The 17345-nt window shown below is 64.5% G+C and carries 13 protein-coding genes; 10 read left to right on the top strand and 3 right to left on the bottom strand.

Annotated elements, in window-relative coordinates; all coding sequences use genetic code 11:
* Positions 1-72 precede the first annotated feature (72 nt).
* From HCU64_RS02300 to HCU64_RS02275, 6 genes are all read left to right on the top strand, one after another.
* Entirely contained in the window at positions 73-969 is an 897-nt protein-coding gene (locus HCU64_RS02300) for a site-specific tyrosine recombinase XerD (RefSeq protein ID WP_325169942.1), read from the top strand.
* A gap of 26 nt (positions 970-995) precedes the next feature.
* The gene (locus tag HCU64_RS02295; RefSeq protein ID WP_233382170.1) at positions 996-2801 is read left to right on the top strand and encodes a methanol/ethanol family PQQ-dependent dehydrogenase; all 1806 of its coding nucleotides are present in this window, start codon (positions 996-998) and stop codon (positions 2799-2801) included.
* A gap of 689 nt (positions 2802-3490) precedes the next feature.
* The gene (locus HCU64_RS25395; protein ID WP_233382169.1) at positions 3491-6397 is read left to right on the top strand and encodes an autotransporter family protein; all 2907 of its coding nucleotides are present in this window, start codon (positions 3491-3493) and stop codon (positions 6395-6397) included.
* A gap of 362 nt (positions 6398-6759) precedes the next feature.
* A complete protein-coding gene (locus HCU64_RS02285) occupies positions 6760-8307 on the top strand; it encodes a winged helix-turn-helix domain-containing tetratricopeptide repeat protein (RefSeq protein WP_233382168.1) in 1548 nt (515 codons plus the stop codon).
* Positions 8308-8421: 114 nt separating this feature from the next.
* Positions 8422-8907 (top strand): monooxygenase family protein, encoded by a 486-nt coding sequence (locus tag HCU64_RS02280; protein ID WP_233382167.1) that lies wholly within the window; start codon positions 8422-8424, stop codon positions 8905-8907.
* A 362-nt stretch (positions 8908-9269) separates the two neighbouring features.
* Positions 9270-9767 carry a hypothetical protein gene (locus HCU64_RS02275; protein WP_233382166.1) on the top strand — a complete coding sequence of 166 codons (498 nt, stop codon included), beginning with the start codon at positions 9270-9272 and terminating at the stop codon, positions 9765-9767.
* A 65-nt stretch (positions 9768-9832) separates the two neighbouring features.
* Here HCU64_RS02275 and HCU64_RS02270 read toward each other — a convergent pair whose 3' ends face one another.
* Entirely contained in the window at positions 9833-10783 is a 951-nt protein-coding gene (locus HCU64_RS02270; protein WP_233382165.1) for a sialate O-acetylesterase, read from the bottom strand.
* A gap of 411 nt (positions 10784-11194) precedes the next feature.
* Between HCU64_RS02270 and HCU64_RS02265 the strand changes: the two genes are divergently transcribed.
* On the top strand, positions 11195-11983 hold the full coding sequence (locus tag HCU64_RS02265) for a methyltransferase domain-containing protein (RefSeq protein WP_233382164.1): 789 nt from the start codon (positions 11195-11197) through the stop codon (positions 11981-11983).
* Between the two features lie 5 nt (positions 11984-11988).
* Here the strand turns inward: HCU64_RS02265 and HCU64_RS02260 are convergent, their stop codons facing one another.
* Positions 11989-12789, bottom strand: a complete 801-nt coding sequence (locus HCU64_RS02260) for a pentapeptide repeat-containing protein (RefSeq protein WP_233382880.1) — start codon at positions 12787-12789, stop codon at positions 11989-11991.
* A gap of 187 nt (positions 12790-12976) precedes the next feature.
* Between HCU64_RS02260 and HCU64_RS02255 the strand changes: the two genes are divergently transcribed.
* Entirely contained in the window at positions 12977-13651 is a 675-nt protein-coding gene (locus tag HCU64_RS02255; RefSeq protein ID WP_233382163.1) for a Crp/Fnr family transcriptional regulator, read from the top strand.
* A 59-nt stretch (positions 13652-13710) separates the two neighbouring features.
* Here the strand turns inward: HCU64_RS02255 and HCU64_RS02250 are convergent, their stop codons facing one another.
* Complete coding sequence (locus HCU64_RS02250) at positions 13711-14394, bottom strand: outer membrane protein (protein WP_233382162.1); 684 nt, start codon at positions 14392-14394, stop codon at positions 13711-13713.
* A gap of 258 nt (positions 14395-14652) precedes the next feature.
* On the opposite strand from HCU64_RS02250, the gene HCU64_RS02245 reads away from it, so the two are divergent.
* Entirely contained in the window at positions 14653-15816 is a 1164-nt protein-coding gene (locus HCU64_RS02245; RefSeq protein WP_233382161.1) for a GGDEF domain-containing protein, read from the top strand.
* Between the two features lie 121 nt (positions 15817-15937).
* Entirely contained in the window at positions 15938-17326 is a 1389-nt protein-coding gene (gene cycA, locus HCU64_RS02240; RefSeq protein WP_233382160.1) for a D-serine/D-alanine/glycine transporter, read from the top strand.
* The last annotated feature ends 19 nt before the right edge of the window (positions 17327-17345 follow it).

The following is a 17345-nucleotide window of genomic DNA, read 5'->3' as shown; positions in this document are numbered from 1 at the left end:
GCATCACGCCGAGGACGCCGCCCGGAGGCAGCGCCCAACGTTGCCGGTGGAACGGAGAAGCTCCCTGCCGACGTGGCGCAGCCGTATCTCGACATGCTGGCCGCCGAACGCGGCGCCGCCGCCAACACGCTGGCGGCCTATCGGCGCGATCTCGACGACTACCTGACGTATCTCGGAGCGGAGGGGATCGATCCCGTCGAGGCCGATGCGGCGAGCGTGCGCGCCTATATCGCGGATCTCGAGTCGCGCGGCCTGAAGGCGTCCTCCGCGGCACGCCGGCTCTCCTGCATCCGCGGCTTCCACAAGTTTCTCTATGCCGAAGGTTTTTCGGATTCCGACCCGAGCGCGCCGGTGGCTGGCCCTCGCCGTGCGCAAGCCTTGCCGAAGGTTTTGTCGATCGCCGAGGTGGACAGCCTGCTGGCGGCCGCGCGCCAGCGCATCGCCGTCGCGGAGAGCGCCGGGGAGGCGGCCAAATCCAAAAAAATGCTTTGCCTGCTGGAGCTTCTCTACGCGACGGGCCTGCGCGTCTCGGAACTGATCGCGCTGCCGCGCTCGGCGGCCTCGACGCGCGAGCGCTATCTCGTCGTGAAAGGCAAGGGCGGGCGCGAGCGACTGGTGCCGCTGACCGAGGTCGCCCGGGAGGCCATGCGTGAGCACCTCGGTCATGTTCCGGGTGATGGTCCGTGGCTGTTTCCGGCCGACAGCGAGAGCGGCCACCTCACGCGGCAGGCTTTCGCGCGCGATTTGAAGGTCGCGGGCGCCGCGGCCGGCATCCGGGCCGACCGGATTTCGCCGCACGTGCTCCGCCACGCTTTCGCCAGCCACCTGCTGCGCAACGGCGCGGACCTGCGGATCGTCCAGGAGCTGCTCGGCCACGCCGACATCTCGACCACACAGATCTACACCCACGTGCTCGACGACCGCCTCAAGAGCATGGTGCGCGACCTGCACCCGTTGAACGACGGCTGACGGGTCTTCGGACAAGGCGATTTGGAATGAAACGTTGTCTGCTGCCGGTGCTCCTGTGGAGCCTCGCCGGGCCCGCCTTCGCCGTCGGCCAAGCCGAAAGATCCGATCTCGAAACCCGGCTCGCCGATCCCGGTCAGCAGGTGCTGCAGACGGTCGACTACGCGAATACCCGCTATTCGCGGCTCGACCAGATCACCGCCGGCAACGTCGCGCAGCTCAGGGTGGCCTGGACCTTCTCGACCGGCGTATTGCGCGGACACGAGGGCGCGCCGCTGGTCGTGGGCAACCGGATGTACGTGCACACGCCGTTCCCGAACAAAGTCTACGCGCTCGATCTTGACCATGACGGCCGCATCCTCTGGACATACGCGCCGAAACAGGCCGCCGACGTCGTGCCGGTGATGTGCTGCGACACGGTCAATCGCGGGCTCGCCTATGCGGAGGGCGCGATCCTGCTGCACCAGAACGACACCACCCTGGTCTCGCTCGATGCCGAGACGGGCCGAGTGAACTGGTCGGTGAAGAACGGCGACCCGTCGAAGGGAGAGACCAACACCGCCACGGTGCTTCCGGTGAAGGACGAGGTCATCGTCGGCATCTCCGGCGGCGAATACGGCGCCCGCTGCCACGTCACCGCCTACGGCCTCAAGGACGGCAAGCGGATCTGGCGCGCCTATGCGACGGGGCCGGACGCGGACATGCTGGTCGATCCGGAGACGACGACGGAGCTCGGCAAGCCCATCGGCAAGGATTCCTCGCTGAAGACCTGGGACGGCGACCAGTGGCGCATGGGCGGCGGCTGCGCCTGGGGCTGGTTCTCCTACGATCCCGCCCTTGACCTCCTCTATTACGGCACCGGCAACCCCTCGACCTGGAACCCGGCCCAGCGCTCGGGCGACAACAAATGGGCCATGTCGATCGTGGCGCGCCATCCCGAGACCGGCCGGGCGGCCTGGCTCTACCAGATGACGCCGCATGACGAGTGGGACTACGACGGCGTCAACGAGATGATCCTGACGGATCAGGAGGTCGACGGCCGGCCCCGCCATCTCCTCACGCATTTCGACCGCAATGGCTTCGGCTACAGCCTCGACCGTGCCACCGGCGAACTGGTCACCGCCGAAAAGTTCGATCCGACGGTGAACTGGGCGTCGGCGATCAATCGCGACCGTGCCTCGCCGACCTACGGGCGCCCCCTCGTCGACAAAGACCACGCGCCGGAGACGACCGGCGAGGACGAGGTGATGAAGGGCATCTGCCCTTCGGCGCTGGGCGCCAAGAACCAGCAGCCGGCCGCCTACTCGCCGCAGACGCACCTGTTCTACGTGCCCACCAACCATCTCTGCATGGATTACGAGCCCTTCCACGTGACCTACGTGCCGGGCCAGCCCTATGTCGGCGCGACGCTCGGGCTCTACCCGCCGCCCGGCTCCGACCGCACCGGAAATTTCATCGCCTGGGACGGAGTGAAAGGGCGGATCGTCTGGTCGATCCCGGAGCGGTTTTCTGTCTGGTCCGGCGCACTGGCGACGGCAGGCGGCGTGGTGTTCTACGGGACGCTGGAGGGCTGGCTGAAGGCGGTCGATGCCCGCGACGGGCATGAACTCTACCGCTTCAAGACGCCGTCCGGCATCGTCGGCAACCCGATGACGTTCATGCATGGCGGCAAGCAGTACGTCGCGGTGCTCTCCGGCGTCGGCGGCTGGGCCGGGATCGGCCTCGCCGCCGGCCTGACCGACCCGTCCGACGGCTCCGGCGCGGTCGGCGGCTACGCGGCGCTCTCGCAATACACCGCACCTGGAGGCCAGCTCACGGTGTTCGCGCTGCCGTGAGGCTGGCGATTGATTGACGTCTGACGCTCGCTGCTTGCTCGCAATATCCGGGTGGGAATCTGTCGGTCCGCCTTCGGGCGCAAAAAATCGACAGGCGAACATCCGACGTCCGGCAAAAACTGAACGACGTTCTTGGCTCGGCGGGTCAGCGAACCGACGCTCTCGAGGCTTGTCTTCGCGTTGCTGAAGCGATCGCAGGCTGTGCGCCCTGGTCGTCAGCACGCTGAGAAGGCGGCCGAGGTCACTCGCCTCTTGCGGTTGAGGAGCCTCTACACATTCCCGATCCAGGTCCCTGACTTAGACGATTGCCGGTTTATCCCGCAAAAATTTGCCGAATTATTACTGCAAATGTTCCGAAACAGCTCGGATCTTTTGCCTTATTGACCCAAGTTTTTCTGGTTTGTTTCATTTTTACAACCTATTCAATGACTCTGATAAGCCTACCAACATAAGTATTGAATGAGCGTGATCGGCATGCTTATTCAAGGTGTCTTGAGGTATGGTCCGTCTGCATTGCGGAAGGAGGCGCCTCGACATATCAAATAAGTATTGGGGGAAGTGTCGTGAATAAGAACGGGCGCGCAGAATCCCTGCGTAGGTCTCTCCTTTTGAGTATTCCGGTCTGGACTTTTGCTGTTGCTGGCGCTCACGCAGCCTGCGCGCCGGCTGCTCCGACGAATGGCGCGACCGTGACCTGCGCGGATACCACCGCGACCGGCTTCGTCGCTCCCGCCGGTGTTACGGGCCTGACGGTCAACATCCAGCAGGGTGCCACGATCAGCGGCTCGACCCAGACGGGCGGCTCGGGCGCAAACCTTGCCTTCTCGAACGTCCGCGTGAACGACGGCAGCGTCGTCAACAACAACGGCACGATCTCGATCACGACGCCGAAGAACCGCGACAATTTCGGCGTGAACCTCTACGGCAGCAACGTCACGCTCAACAATAACGGCACGATCTCTGGGGCAGCCACGACGATCGGCAACACGCAGCGCCTCTACGGCGTCTACGTCAGCGCCGATGGCGTGCCTGCCGGCACCGAGTTCGACGACGTGCGGGTCGTCAACAACAACTCCATCAGCGTTTCGCAGTCCGGCAACGGCCGGGCCATCGGCATCTATGCCGGCGAGGACATCGACGAACTGACGATCGTGAACAACGGCACGATCACCGCGACCCGCGCCGCGACGGCGACTCAGACCACGCAATCGGTCGCCGGCGTCGATTCCGACGACGACGTGGATTCGTTCACGCTGCGCAATGCCGGCAAGATCACCGCCTCGGGCGCCAACACCCGCGCCGTCAACGGCCGCGCCTCGTCCTTCACGGTGATCAACAGCGGCACCATCGAAAACCTGAGCACCGCGGCAGGCTCGGCGGCGATCGCCACCTACGCCGCCAACGTTGTCCAGCCCTACAATACCTCGATCACCAATACCGCAACCGGCATCATCAATGGCGACATCCGCAATACGGACGTCGACCAGCAGACGGCCGCAAGCGCCGTGGTCAATCGTCGGAACGGCCAGCTGACTAACGACGGGACGATCAACGGCAATCTGTTCTTCGGCCAGGGCAACCAGACCATCGCTAACAACGGCAAGATCAGCGGCAACATCACGTTCCTGGACGTCGGCCAGGCCGGCCTCGTTCCGGGCTCGGTGAATACCGTCACGCTGGGCACCGATTCGGTGATCGGCGGCAACATCACCGCCCGCGGCCTCGGCGCGAACAGCCTCATCCTCATGGATGTCGCCGGCGGCGCCGGCAACGGAGGCGGCGGCGGCGACGATGATGACGACGACGATGATGATGACGTGGTTGCGGCCGCTCCCGCCGCCGCTGCCACTGGAAGCGGGCACGGCAGGCTGACCAGCAACGTCAGCGGCTTCAGTTCACTGACGGTCACGAGTGGCACATGGACGCTTGCCGCCGGCTCGACCCAGACCTTTTCGCAGGGCGCTGCGGTCAATGGCGGCACGCTGTATGTCGACTCGACGCTTAATGCGAATACGACTGTCGGCGAGGAGGGCACTCTCGGCGGCAACGGCCGGATCAACGGCCGCGTCTCGAACTTCGGCGTGGTCATGCCGGGCTCGGATGTGACGCCCTACGGCACGCTGACCGTCGCTGGCGCCTATCGCCAGGACGACGACGCCCGGCTCGCCGTCAACGTCAAGGCCGACGGCACCAGCGCGAAGCTCCAGGTCAACGGCACTGCGACGCTGGCCGGCGACGTGCAACTCGTCGGTGCGGCCGGAACCTACGTCCCGGGCACGCGCTACACGGTGCTCAACGCGACGGGAGGCTTCAACAACAGCCGCTTCGACACGGTCTCCAAGATCGGTCTACCGACCCTGCTCGCTCCGGTTGCCACCACCGAGGGCAACACCATCGTGCTGACGCTCCAGCAGCAGAGCTTCGGCGTGCTGGCGCAGACCCCGAACCAGCGCAGCGTCGCGCCGAGCTTCGATGCCTTGCTCGCCGGCAACACGGCCGCCTTGACCTATATCGACAACCAGAGCGACCGTGCGGTCATCGGCATCCTCGACCGCGTGGCCGGCCAGGGCTACGCCTCGGTTGCCGATCCGCAGTTCCGGGCCGGCCGGGCCTTCACCGACTCGCTGATGACACGGGCCTATTCGGGCGTGTTCGAGGCTGGCGCCACGGGTTTCACCCTGCCGCCGGCGACCTACGCCGCCGACATGCCGAACCGTGGTCCCGTGCCCGAGCCCCGTTTCGTCGAGGCCACTCGCGGCTACGGCGTCTGGGCGACCGGCTACGGCCAAACTGGCAACGTCGCGGCGACCGTCGCCAATTCGGGCCGCAACGAGACGATCGGCGGCTTCGCGGCCGGCGTCGACATGCATCCGAGCGCCGGGACTTTCCTCGGCATCGCGGCGGGTTATGGCTCGGTCGACGTCTCGCTGCGGCAGACGGGCGAGCGCGCCCATACGGACAATGCCCAGGTTGGCCTCTACGGCGGCATCGGCAGCGGCCCGCTCTATGCCACGGCGGCGGTGGGCTATGCCCATGTCGATGGGCGCATGACCCGCTCCCTCGCCGGCCTGCAGGCGCTGCAGCCGGGTGGTGCACGCGGCAAGCTCACCGGCGACCAGTTCCTGTCGGCGGGTGAGGCGGGCTACCGCTATACCTATGCGCGGGATGCCTCGGTGACGCCCTTCATCGGCTTCCAGGTGTCGACCTTCAGCCAAGATCGCGTGTCGGAGACCGGCCTCGGCCCGTTCAACCTGAACGTCGCGGCGAAAGACTTCCTGTCGGCTCGCTCGCAGATCGGCGCGCGCATCGAGCATTTCGCCGAGATCGGCGGGCGGCCCGTCACCTTCGCAATCAAGGGCGCCTACGTCCACGATTTCGCGGATGTGGACCGTACGATCCAGTCGAGCTTTGCCCTGGTGCCGGCCCTGCCGTTCACCGTCCAGGGGCGCCGCCTCGACCGCGACAGGGCCCTGGTGGGCGCCGGCCTGAACGCAGTGTTGGCCCCCGGATGGACGGGCTTCGTCAACTACGATGCCGAGGTCGCGACCACTGACACCATCCAGGCCGGACGCGCCGGAGCCCGCTACAGCTTCTGAACGCGACTGTCCCACTCGATTTCACGAATGAAGCCCCGCATCACCCAACGATGCGGGGCTTTCCCTTTAGAGAACAGGCCTCCGTCGACGGACGAGCATTCTTGCGCTCGAGTAGCAAAAAGCAACGACGGTTATTTGTCTGACAAAGATTGTTTTATCGGTTCAATTTTGTAATTCCTGAATATTTTATTGCCTGAATTGGATCACAAAATCTACGAGATGCGACCTAACGGCGAGCTTGACAATTTTCTAAATTTGATTCCAGCGATTTGCTCTTTCGCCAAAATTTCCCTTTTCTTCGCTCGATGGCCGAAGCAAAATGCCGGGGCGCAACGCGATGGTCCGAAATTGTCCGGGCTGCAATGGTCGATTGCATCACGCTCTCCGAGATGGTCGTCGATCTTCGGCGCGAACAGATTCTCACTCATGCCGGGCGGCGGCTGGAGCTTCGACCTCGCTCGTTTGATGTGCTTCGCCGTCTAGCGTCGAGCGCAGGCGATCTCGTCACGAAGGACGATCTCCTCGCCGATTGCTGGCCAGGCGTGATCGTGACCGAAGATTCACTGACGCAGTGCATCTCGGATATCCGCAAAACCCTGGGTCCCGACGGGCGAGACCTGATCCGGACCATACCGAAACGCGGCTATATGCTGGTCCTCCCCGGCGCATCAGAGCCGGCCCCTGTCGCGGCGGCGGCGATCAGGGCTCCGGGGAGCTTCTGGCCGAGCATCGCCATTCTACCGTTTGACGAGTTCACTGCCGCGCCAAACACGTATGGCGTCCTCGGAGCGGGCTTTGCCGAAGACATCACCACCGAACTCGCTCGAAATCGAAACGTCACTGTCATTGCGCGACACAGTTCGTTCGCTGCGAAGGCGCTGGGCGGCACGGCCTCGGACATCGCGCGGGTCCTCGCCGTTCGGTATATTCTTGAAGGCAGCATCAGGCGCTCCGGCGACCGCATGATCGTCAACGCCCAGCTCGTAGACGGGATCTCCGACAGCCACGTCTGGGCGGAGCGCTACGCTTTTGCGGCACAAGACCTGTTCGTGGTGCAGGACGAACTGACCGCGCGGATCGCTGCGACCCTCTTCTCAGGCGTTCAAAGCCACGAGCAGGGCGCCAGCCTGCGCCGACCGCCTGCCAGCCTCGATGTCTACGAGCTGACGGTCCGGTCCGCGGCCAAGATGTTGCAGTTCAGCCAGGCGAGTGTCGCGTCGGCGCTGGAAGACGTCGAGACGGCCATTGTTCTGGACCCGCTCTATGGTGCTGCGCATGTTGCGCGCGGTTTCTGCATCGCAACCGATGCCGCCATGGCGATTACGGGAGAAGCAAGCCTGGATCGGCTTGACCATGCCTTGTCGGCGATCCGGCGTGGTTTGGAACTCGACCCCATGCTGCCAACCGGCCACCGTGCCTTGGGCTACGCGCTTTTGTACACGGGACGATACGAGGAAGCCCTGATTGCCGCGGAGCGCAGCGTCGCGCTGAGCCCAGGCGAGGCCATGGCCTTGGCCTTCCTCAGTTTGACGCAGACGGGGGTGGGCCACTACGCCGACGCACTGGCGAGCGTCGAGCGAGCGATCAGCTTGAGTCCCCTGGCTCCGGGCTTCTATCAAGGCATCGCCGCCGGCCCTCTCTACGCCCTCGACCGCTTCGAGGAGACTCTGCGCAACGCGACCGGAGCCCTGATCCGTAGTCCGGGTTATCTGATCGCCTATGCCATGGCGGCAGCGTCCTGTGTCCGTCTCGACCGCACAGAGGAGGCTGTCGGCTGGATCGCCGATCTGCTGCGTCGGAGCCCGACATTTAGCCTGAAGATTCCGCGGGTCGCGCATGCCTTCGGAAGAGACCGACGCATCGCCGATCGCTTTGCTGAAGATCTTCGGGCGTCTGGACTGCCGATGTGACGTGTTCGCAGATCAAGTGGCTGCGTTAAGGCGTGACTGTTCAGTATATATGAAAAACTGAGCAATGTTTGGTTCGAGATATATTTATGATATAGATTTGTCGTGGAGGATCAGATGTTTCGCGCTGGTGCTCGCCGCGAGGTTCCTGACTTCAGCTGCTACCCTGATCTTGTCGTGATTATGCTCGGCATGCGGGTGCGGACGCTCTACGGATTGAAGATTCTGCTCGGGCTCAACAAGCCCATCGAATGGGCAGGCAGGAGCCGGCCGAAAGGGCTGCTCCACTATGAAAATCGGATCATCTACAGCCTCAGGCCCGCCCATGTCGGCATGCGGTGGTACTGGAGCGACATTCACTGTCTCGAGGCTTGGGCCAAGACAGAGCCGCATCATGAATGGTGGCGCACCTTCCTTGAAGATTCCCGCGGCACCGGCTTCTGGCACGAGACCTATCATATGAGAGGCGGCATGGAGGCGGTCTATGTCGACATGCCACAACCTGTTGGCCTCTCCGCCTTCATGCCCATGCTTCCGGCTCACGGCACCATGATGAGCAGATATCGGGCAACGGCAACGAGCAGCGCCTCGAACCCGGACTAGCGAGCCCAGACAGGGCGAATTCTGGTCGCTTCCGTGCAAACGACACCTGTGCCGGTCGTCAGACTTTAGCGGAACCGGTCAAACGATCGTTCCCGGATGGGCCCTGGGTCTGTCTGCGGTTTCGCTAGACACTCCTGCCGAGCCTGATCCGCCCCCGGCGCGACAGGGCGGATTTCAGCGGCATTTCAGCGTTCTCTCAGGACACTCCTCCATTGATGGGGCATTCTTTGCCTCAACAACCAATAGAATACGAAGAAACACAACAGGCTATATATGCCAATTATCTCCCCGTAAGAACTCGGTTCTGCGCCGAGATATCCGAAGCTATTTTCAATGATGCTGATGAATTACGGAGATATCCAATGACTCGTCCAGTCAGAATCCTTGCTATCGCGCCGATCTTCGCACTGGTTGCGACGAGCGCATATGCCATGCCGATGGGTGGCACATTCACCGTGCGCTATGATCAGCAGAATCCTCAGCCGATCGCACCGAACCAGGTCGTGATCGACGAGCGGGGGACTGGGGTGAACAGGAGTCCCGGCCAGCCATTCGATAACGCGCAGGTATCAATCGTCGAGACGGTGAGGCTCACCGCCGGCCAAGGCCCCGTGAAAGGGACGATCGTCTTCACGACGCCCGATGGAACGAGCGCCAGTCCTTACACAGGCAAGGTCACGACCGATGCCCAGGGACGGATGACCGCCACGGGAACATTCAAGGTCTCGAAGGCGACCGGCGCATTCGCTGGCTTGAAGGGAAAGGGAACATTCTCGACATCCTTCACGTCGCAAACGGATCAGGTCACCGACTGGCGAGGTGAGTTCCGGCCGCCCGCCACCGTGGCGTCCAATCGCTGATACGAAGTCCGTCGTACTTGATGTGATCCTGCATCTGGTCGAGGGTGATCGACGGGCTGATGCGCTCAATGATTATTGAGCAAAATGTCGGCCCAGGCGCTTGCCACCTTTGCGGCTCCGGCCCCACCAATGTGGCAGTCATCGTATCGGTCATCCTCACCAAGCAGAGCATCGGTGTTGACGCCCCGCCTGATGCCTCCTGCGCCGCTCGATAGAGCCAGTTGAGCCCGGACGACCGGGTTGTCGGCGACGTCTTCCTTGAAGCCGCCGTTGCTCGGCTCCAGACATTTGGAGGCGATGCTGACATAGAAGGGCGCACTGACCCCTTGGCCTCGCAGCGTGTCGATCACCGAGGTGAGCCGCTCGCTGTAGGTTTTTTCTGTCGTACCCAACACATAATCGTATTCGCCTTGGTCCCACATGACCCGCGTTGGCTGATAGCCGGCGGTTTTCAGTGCACCGACCGTCGCGACCATGACATCATTGAACTTGCCGCCCGCCGCCCAGAGTGCGACTGCCGAACCCGAATAGGCGATCGGCACGATGACGACGTTGTCGACCTTCTGTGAGGCAATGAGCTTATTGGCCAACTCGGTCCAATATTCTCCTTTCGTGCCGGTTGATCCCAGCAATGGGGAAGCGGCGATGAAACATTGCCCATCGAAGAAATTGACAATCTTCTCGCCAAAGTTTGAGCGATAGCGCTGACCCGCATAGTTGGCTGCATTGGATTGTCCGAGCACCAGCAGCACCTCGGTTCGATTGGTCTGTTTTGGGCAGGGCACGGCAGGTCGCTTCTCGTCGCCGATCAGGCGCTCCTGGTTGTCGAAGAGATATCGGCTTTCCGGTTTGAATCCGGCCGGACGAAAATGCTCGCGAAGGGCCGTCAATTGCGGCATCGGAAAAACGTTATGGCGGTCGCTGAAAGCGCCGAGCAGATATGCGGCAATGCAAGCTGATATGACGACAATGTAGATTAAATTTTTAAACTGATTTTCCGCAAATTTTACCGACATTATGATCTCCTTGTCAAAGGAAAACCATCCAAAATACACTGTTTAGATTGATATATTGAGCTATTGCAGCAAGTAAAGATTGAATCTGCTGGCGTACATTGCTTTTCACGGATTAGGTGAATCATGATTACAGGTCGTGCGCAATATGTCGAGTTGCCGCCAGGGCACGCGTCGCTATGAAACTGCCAAAACCCGCGATCGCCCATGTGCGGGGGCGTCGCCGGCATTGTCTGGCGATTGGCTGTCTTGGTGGCCGCCTCGCGCGTGCCGTGATGGATGCAGACGGCGCGCAGGCGAGGCGGAGCGCATTGAGAGCGTCGCGGTCCAAGCCCGCATCGCGCTGGCTTGAGAGAGCGACCCCGGCAGGGTAGGGCGGTCGCGAGCCGCTGGACGATCGCATCTCGAACAAGAATGACCGCGTGGAAACAGGCTGTCGCGCGGGCCTTCGATCGCGCGGACGAGTATGACGGTGCCGCCCGGATTCAGGCGATGGTGGCCGACGGCCTCGCCGTGGCGATTGCCGCCGAGCCGCTGGCGCCATCGCCGCATGTCCTGGAGATCGGCTGCGGCACCGGCTTCCTGACGCAGGCCTTGCGGAGCCGGGTCTCGGTCGGGCCGATGCTCGCCAGCGATATCGCCGCGGCGATGATCGCGCGTTGCCGGACCCGGATCGGGGAAGTCCCCGATCTCCACTTCGCCGTCATGGATGCCGAGCGTCCCGCGGCGACAGCCGGGTTCGACCTCATTGCGTCGAGCCTTGCGGCGCAATGGTTTGCGCATCTGCCGGGCGCCTTGGCTGGGCTCGCCGCTCTGTTGCGTCCCGGCGGCCTCCTCGCCGTCACCACGCTTGCCGCCGGAACGTTTCGCGAGTGGGACGCGGCGCAGGACAAGGCGGGACGGGTCTCGGCGACCCCGGCCTATCCGACGATCGAGACCCTTCGGTCGATGCGCTTCGAGAACTGCCGCACCGAGATCCGGCTCGAGGACGTTCGGGAGACCCACGCGGATGGTGCCGCCTTCCTGCGCGCGCTTCGGGCGATCGGTGCCGACACGCCCGCCGAGCTCGCAGCGCCCCGCTCCGCCGGGCAGCTCCGGCGGGCTCTGCGCGCTTTCGACGCGCAGGGCGCGAGCGTCACCTACGCCGTCGCCACTTGTCTGATCCGCCGGGCTGGGGAGCCGAAATCTGCGAGGCAGCCGTAGCGCACTCAGTCGTTTTTCACGGTGACGGCGCGATCCGCATTGACCCGCGCCGCCCAGTCCTTGGCGCTGTCCTGACCCTTGAGGTCCAGGAGCCTCGCGCCGCTCACGTCGACGTTCTTGAAGTCGGCCCCGGCGATGGTGGCGCCGGTCAGGTTGGCGCCCGATAGGTCGGATCCCATCAGCACGACGTCGGTGAGGTCGGCGTCCGTGAGGTTGGCGTATTCCAGACGGGACCGGCCGAGATTGGCCCCCTTCAGCTTGGCGCCCGACAGGTTCACCGAGGTGAACACCGTCCGCATCAGGCCCATCGACTGGTTCTTGAGATCTGCGCCACCCTTGAGGTCGAAGAGGGTCGCCCCGCTCATGTTGGCACCCTTGAAGTCGCCGATGGGCATGGCACGGCTGAGGTCCGCTCCGCTGAAATTGGCGTCGCGTGCGGTGATGCCGAACATCTTGGCGTCCTGCAGTCGCGCACCGGACAGGTCGGCCTTCAGGAGCCAAGCCTGTTCCAGGTTCGCCCCGCTGAGATCGGCGCCACGCAGATTGGTCTTGTTGAGACGCGCGGTGCGGAGGTTCGCACCCCGGAGGTTCAGCCCGGAGAGGTCGAGACCGGACAGCGCCTTGTCATGGAGATCAAGGGGTTGGCCGTTCGCCTTGGCGATCATGCCCTGAATGTCGGCGCGGCTCATCTCGGCCTGGGTCATGGCTGGGGCGGTCATGTCCGCCCCGAGCAGCAGATCCTGTTCGGCGGAGGCGGGACGCGCGGCCAGCGTGACGAGCATGAGACTGAGGGCGGCGGCACGCATCATTTCTCTCCTGTCGAAAGGCCGGGGATCATTGCCCGCGGCCTTCATCGTGTTTTGGTCTGAGGGAATGCTAAGAGAGATCGCCGGACGGATCGGTGACCCAGGTCACCGAACCCCTGTCCAGCGGGGGAAAAACGCAGGATCGGCCGGGCGGACCACGCAGCGGGCCGGTGCGAGGTGACGCCAGATGCCCGACAACCACCGGATCGAGCGCTGGATCGAGCGCTTTCCCATCGTCCAGGCGCTCGATGCGTCGCAACTCCAGATCGCCCGCGGCACCGTCCATTTTCCGGTGCTGGAGGCTGGCGCCACGGCCTACGAGCTGGAGGGCGAGTGCGCCAATTACCTGATGTGTATCGAGGGGCGTACGCGCGTGTTTCGCCTGTCGGAGGCCGGCCGCGAGATGCTGATCTACAAGGTCACGGGCGGCGGCACCTGCGTGCTGACCACGCAGTGCCTGCTGACGGGCGGCACCTTCCCGGCCGAGAGCATTGCCGAGGAGAGGACCGAACTGGCTGCCTTTCCCGTCAGCACCTTCCGGCAGCTCATGGCCGGGAGCGAGGATTTTCGCCGCTTCGTGCTGGACGATTACACCAGGCTGCTGGCCAACCTGCTGACGCTGATTGAGGAGGTGGCCTTTGCTCCCTTGGAGCAGCGCTTGGCGCGCCGGCTGCTGGTCGAGGCCAATCCCGCCGGCATCGTCGCCAAGACGCACCAGCAACTCGCCGCCGACCTCGGCAGCGTGCGCGAGGTGGTCAGCCGTGTTCTGGGCGAGTGGGCCGACAAGGGCCTGGTCGAGCTGAAGCGCGGGCAGGTGGCGATCATCGATCGGGCTGCCCTGGCAGGGCACCAGCCGCATTAGGAGCCGTCGGAGGGGCGGCTGAGTGGGACGTGCTCCAGCCGCAGCGGCCTGCGGCGCGCTTAGCGGATCCCGCTTCCGGTCACGCCCGCTTCGACCGCCAGCGACAGGCGATCGGTGACGGCCCATTCGACGCCGACGCGCGCGTCCGGCCGGATCGCGATGTCGTCGCGCGTGAAGGGCTGCGACACCGAGGTTGCCCCCACGCGCCATTGCTCGTGCACGGCCAGGGCGCCCACCTTGGTGTAGACCAGCACGTCGGGCGTCACGAGCGCGCCGAACTTCATCTGAAGTGCGCCGGCGAAATCGCGCGAATAGGCGAGGCGCCCGAAGCCCGGATTCAGGCTTCCGCCGACCGCCGAGAGGTAATCGAAGCCGCCGACGATGCCGTAGACGAAACGACCCTCCTGCCACATCCGGCCGCCCTCGAACCCGACGGTCGGGCCGGAATAGCTGCCGAAATGCTTCGAGGACGACACCTGGTAGCCCGCCGACATCGCCGCGTAGGAGCCGGCCCAGCGGCTGTCGTCGACCGCAACCGGCTGCGGCCAGGCGAAGGAGGGCAGCGCTCCGAAGCCGATATAGGGCGAGTAGCCTTGTGCCGCCGCAGGGTTGGCCCAGCCTGCGCAAAAGCCGGCCGCGAGGCAGGCGGCCCAGCAGGTCACGCGGCGGGGATGGCGAAGCAGGCTCATACGGCCAAGATAGACCGAGCCGGCCGCCCGAGACAAACCGACCTTGTGTCGCAAATTCGACCGATCGTACGGATTTGCGGAGTCTGTCATCGAGCATGACTGCGCCACTTCGGCCCCTGCCGGCGCTAAGAGAATGTCGGCGCTCGACAGCGACGTCACTCCTGCGTCTCGCAACCTCGGCGCCGTCGTTCGGCGGGCGCGAGTGCGGCGAGATGACCTCACGTTGCGTAAACGCAATCTTGGCGGTTGATGGTCAACAATCTCGTGATCGTGCCGGCCCGGTGACGGCAATCGAGGGATAGACCGCGACGGATGCGTCTGGACACGCCGACCCTGTTTCTGATGACGGTCGTCGTCACCTTCATGGTCGGCGTGCTCTTCTTGCTGTCCTGGAGCCAGGACCGAAAGTCGCGCGCGCTTGCGATCTGGGGGATCGCCCACATCGTCGGTGCGGCCGCCTCCGCGCTGCTGTGCCTGCGCGGGGCCATCCCGAACAGCCTCTCCATCGGCGCCGCCAACGCGCTGATGCTCGCAGCTTACGGCTTGATCTGGAGCGGCGTGCGCGCCTTCGAAGGCCGGCCGCCGTCCTACCGGCTCGCCGTGTCCGGCGGCCTGCTCTGGGTTCTCGCCTGCCTGGTGCCCGCCTTCTACGCGTCGCTGCCCACGCGCATCGTGCTCGCCTCTTCGATCGCGGGACTGTTCTGTGCGTTGAGCGCTCGAGAGATCCTGCGCGGGCGCGACGAGCCGTTGGCCTCCCGCTGGTCCGCCATCATCCTGATGTCGCTCTATGCGGGCCTGTACTGGATCCGCGTGCCGCTCGCGGTGTTCGTTCCGTCGATTCCGGCAGCCCGCATCCCGGAATCGCCCTGGATCGCCATCCTCTGTTTCGCCGGCGTCCTGTTCACGGTGGCGATCGCCTTCGTCCTGATCGCGATGACCAAGGAGCGCGCCGAGCGGCAGCAGCGGCTCGCCGCGGAGACGGATTCGCTCACCGGGCTCGCCAACCGGCGCGCCTTCGTCGGTAGAACCGAGCGCCTTCTCGCGAGCGGCCAGCCTGTCACTCTGCTCCTGTTCGATCTCGATCACTTCAAGGCGGTCAACGACACTTACGGGCACACGGTCGGCGACGGCGTGCTCGTTGCCTTCTCCCATGTCGCGGCGGCCATCCTTCCGCCCGGCGCGGTGCTCGGCCGACTCGGCGGCGAGGAATTCGCCTGCACCTTGTCCGGCCGCGACGCCGGCGAAGCCGCGCGCATCGCCGAGCGCGTCCGCAATGCCGTGGCAGCGGTTTCGGTGGCCGCCTATCCGCGGCTGCGCATCGGGGTGAGCGTCGGCGTCGCCGTGGCGAATCCCGGCGAGATCGCGGAGTTCGACGACCTCATGCGCCGCGCCGACGCCGCGCTCTACGCCGCGAAAAGGGCTGGGCGCGGCCGCGTCGTCGTCGCCGAGCCTTCGCTGCACCGGCTTGCCGCCTGAAAACGACGACCGTCCCAAGATTTAGGCCGGATGCACGGGCAACGTGCTTCCTGCAGCGAGGCTTCGTCGTCTACAAGGTGTTTCAGGGCCAAGCTTGGACGGGGGTGCAGCGGTGGCGGGTATGGGTCGATCCGGCGGACCTGACGGGCCCGGTCGAGGCCTCGAGCGCAGCCTCGAGAACCGACACATCCAGATGATGGCGCTCGGCGGTGCCATCGGCACCGGCCTGTTCATGGGTTCCGGCAAGACCATTTCGGTCGCCGGTCCCTCGATCTTGTTGGTCTACCTGATCATCGGCGTGATGCTGTTCTTCGTGATGCGGGCGCTCGGCGAGCTGCTGCTCTCGAACCTGGCCTACAAGTCCTTCACCGACTTCGCCGACGACCTGCTCGGGCCCTGGGCCGGGTTCTTCGTCGGCTGGACCTACTGGTTCTGCTGGATCGTCACGGCCATCGCCGAGGTCGTGGCCATCGCGGCCTATGCCAAGTTCTTCTTCCCGCTGATGCCGAGCTGGATTCCGGCACTCGCCTGCGTCGCGCTGCTGCTCGGGCTGAACCTCGTCAACGTGCGGGCCTTCGGCGAACTCGAATTCTGGTTCGCGATGATCAAGATCGTCGCGATCCTGGCGCTGATCTTCGTCGGCATCGCGCTGGTCGCCACCGGCTTCACCGCTCCGTCGGGCGCCAAGGCGGATTTCGCCAACATCACCCGAGACGGGCTGTTTCCGACGGGGCTGTGGGGCTTCTTCGCGGGGTTCCAGATCGCGGTTTTCGCCTTCGTCGGGATCGAACTCGTCGGCACCACGGCCGCCGAGACGCGCGATCCGGAAAAGACGCTGCCGCGCGCCATCAACGCAATCCCGATCCGCATTCTGCTGTTCTATCTCGGCGCGCTCGCCGTGATCATGGCGGTGACGCCCTGGAAGACCCTCAGTGCCGACAAGAGCCCCTTCGTCGAGCTGTTCGTGCTCGCCGGCCTGCCGGCGGCGGCGGCCTTCGTGAACCTCGTGGTGATGTCCTCGGCGGCCTCGTCGGCCAATAGCGGGATCTTCTCGACGAGCCGCATGCTCTACGGCCTCGCCGACAAGGGCGATGCCCCGAGTGCCTTCGGTCGCCTGTCGGCGCAACGGGTGCCCTCGATCGGGCTCTATTTCACCGGCTTCTGCCTGCTCGGCGGCGTGCTGCTCGTCTATCTCGTGCCGGATCTCGGCGAGGCCTTCACGCTCGTCACGACGCTGTCGGCCGTGCTGTTCATGTTCGTCTGGGCGATGATCCTGTTCTCGTATCTCGCCTACCGGAAGAACAGGCCCGAGCTGCATGCACGCTCGTCCTACAAGATGCCGGCCGGCGTGCTGATGTGCTGGGCGTGCCTGGCCTTCTTCGCCTTCATCGTCGTGCTGCTCACCTTCGAGGCCGACACGCGGCTGGCCCTCATGGCGTCGCCGGTCTGGTTCGCGATCCTCGGCATCGCCTGGATGGCGTTGCGCGGGCGCCGCACGGCGGCTGCGTGATGCCCGCGACCCGTTTCGG

Source organism: Methylobacterium sp. C25, from assembly GCF_021352225.1.
GTDB lineage: Bacteria > Pseudomonadota > Alphaproteobacteria > Rhizobiales > Beijerinckiaceae > Methylobacterium.
This window is presented reverse-complemented; position numbering and strand designations above follow the sequence as displayed.

Coding starts and splice junctions, on each gene's coding strand:
- HCU64_RS02295 (WP_233382170.1), top strand. CDS start 996: ATGAAACGTTGTCTGCTGCCGGTGCTCCTGTGGAGCCTCGCCGGGCCC.
- HCU64_RS02285 (WP_233382168.1), top strand. CDS start 6,760: ATGGTCGATTGCATCACGCTCTCCGAGATGGTCGTCGATCTTCGGCGC.
- HCU64_RS02280 (WP_233382167.1), top strand. CDS start 8,422: ATGTTTCGCGCTGGTGCTCGCCGCGAGGTTCCTGACTTCAGCTGCTAC.
- HCU64_RS02275 (WP_233382166.1), top strand. CDS start 9,270: ATGACTCGTCCAGTCAGAATCCTTGCTATCGCGCCGATCTTCGCACTG.
- HCU64_RS02270 (WP_233382165.1), bottom strand. CDS start 10,783: ATGTCGGTAAAATTTGCGGAAAATCAGTTTAAAAATTTAATCTACATT.
- HCU64_RS02265 (WP_233382164.1), top strand. CDS start 11,195: ATGACCGCGTGGAAACAGGCTGTCGCGCGGGCCTTCGATCGCGCGGAC.
- HCU64_RS02260 (WP_233382880.1), bottom strand. CDS start 12,789: ATGCGTGCCGCCGCCCTCAGTCTCATGCTCGTCACGCTGGCCGCGCGT.
- HCU64_RS02255 (WP_233382163.1), top strand. CDS start 12,977: ATGCCCGACAACCACCGGATCGAGCGCTGGATCGAGCGCTTTCCCATC.
- HCU64_RS02245 (WP_233382161.1), top strand. CDS start 14,653: ATGCGTCTGGACACGCCGACCCTGTTTCTGATGACGGTCGTCGTCACC.
- cycA (WP_233382160.1), top strand. CDS start 15,938: ATGGGTCGATCCGGCGGACCTGACGGGCCCGGTCGAGGCCTCGAGCGC.